At 51.6% G+C, this 1,290-nt stretch carries 1 rRNA gene; it reads left to right on the top strand.

The features are described from left to right. Positions 1 to 20: 20 nt before the first annotated feature. Positions 21 to 1,290 (top strand): 16S ribosomal RNA (locus C233_RS0122070); the annotation flags it as partial.

Genomic DNA, 1,290 nt, shown 5'->3' with positions numbered 1-1,290 from the left:
GGAGTGATTAAAATACTATTACAATGAAGAGTTTGATCCTGGCTCAGGATGAACGCTAGCTACAGGCTTAACACATGCAAGTCGAGGGGCATCGGGAAGGAAGCTTGCTTCCTTTGCCGGCGACCGGCGCACGGGTGAGTAACACGTATCCAACCTGCCGATAACTCCGGGATAGCCTTTCGAAAGAAAGATTAATACCGGATGGCATAGTTTTCCCGCATGAGAGAACTATTAAAGAACTTCGGTTATCGATGGGGATGCGTTCCATTAGGCAGTTGGCGGGGTAACGGCCCACCAAACCGACGATGGATAGGGGTTCTGAGAGGAAGGTCCCCCACATTGGAACTGAGACACGGTCCAAACTCCTACGGGAGGCAGCAGTGAGGAATATTGGTCAATGGACGGGAGTCTGAACCAGCCAAGTAGCGTGAAGGATGACTGCCCTATGGGTTGTAAACTTCTTTTATACGGGAATAAAGTTAGCCACGTGTGGTTATTTGTATGTACCGTATGAATAAGGATCGGCTAACTCCGTGCCAGCAGCCGCGGTAATACGGAGGATCCGAGCGTTATCCGGATTTATTGGGTTTAAAGGGAGCGTAGGCGGGATATTAAGTCAGTTGTGAAAGTTTGCGGCTCAACCGTAAAATTGCAGTTGATACTGGTATCCTTGAGTGCAGCATAGGCGGGCGGAATTCGTGGTGTAGCGGTGAAATGCTTAGATATCACGAAGAACTCCGATTGCGAAGGCAGCTCGCTGGACTGTAACTGACGCTGATGCTCGAAAGTGTGGGTATCAAACAGGATTAGATACCCTGGTAGTCCACACAGTAAACGATGAATACTCGCTGTTGGCGATACACTGTCAGCGGCCAAGCGAAAGCATTAAGTATTCCACCTGGGGAGTACGCCGGCAACGGTGAAACTCAAAGGAATTGACGGGGGCCCGCACAAGCGGAGGAACATGTGGTTTAATTCGATGATACGCGAGGAACCTTACCCGGGCTTGAATTGCAGCGGAATGTAGTGGAAACATTACAGCCTTCGGGCCGCTGTGAAGGTGCTGCATGGTTGTCGTCAGCTCGTGCCGTGAGGTGTCGGCTTAAGTGCCATAACGAGCGCAACCCTTACGGGTAGTTACCATCAGGTCATGCTGGGGACTCTACCCGGACTGCCGTCGTAAGATGTGAGGAAGGTGGGGATGACGTCAAATCAGCACGGCCCTTACGTCCGGGGCTACACACGTGTTACAATGGGGGGTACAGAAGGCAGCTACCTGGCGACAGGATG

Source organism: Bacteroides gallinarum DSM 18171 = JCM 13658 (assembly GCF_000374365.1).
GTDB lineage: Bacteria > Bacteroidota > Bacteroidia > Bacteroidales > Bacteroidaceae > Bacteroides > Bacteroides gallinarum.
This window is presented reverse-complemented; position numbering and strand designations above follow the sequence as displayed.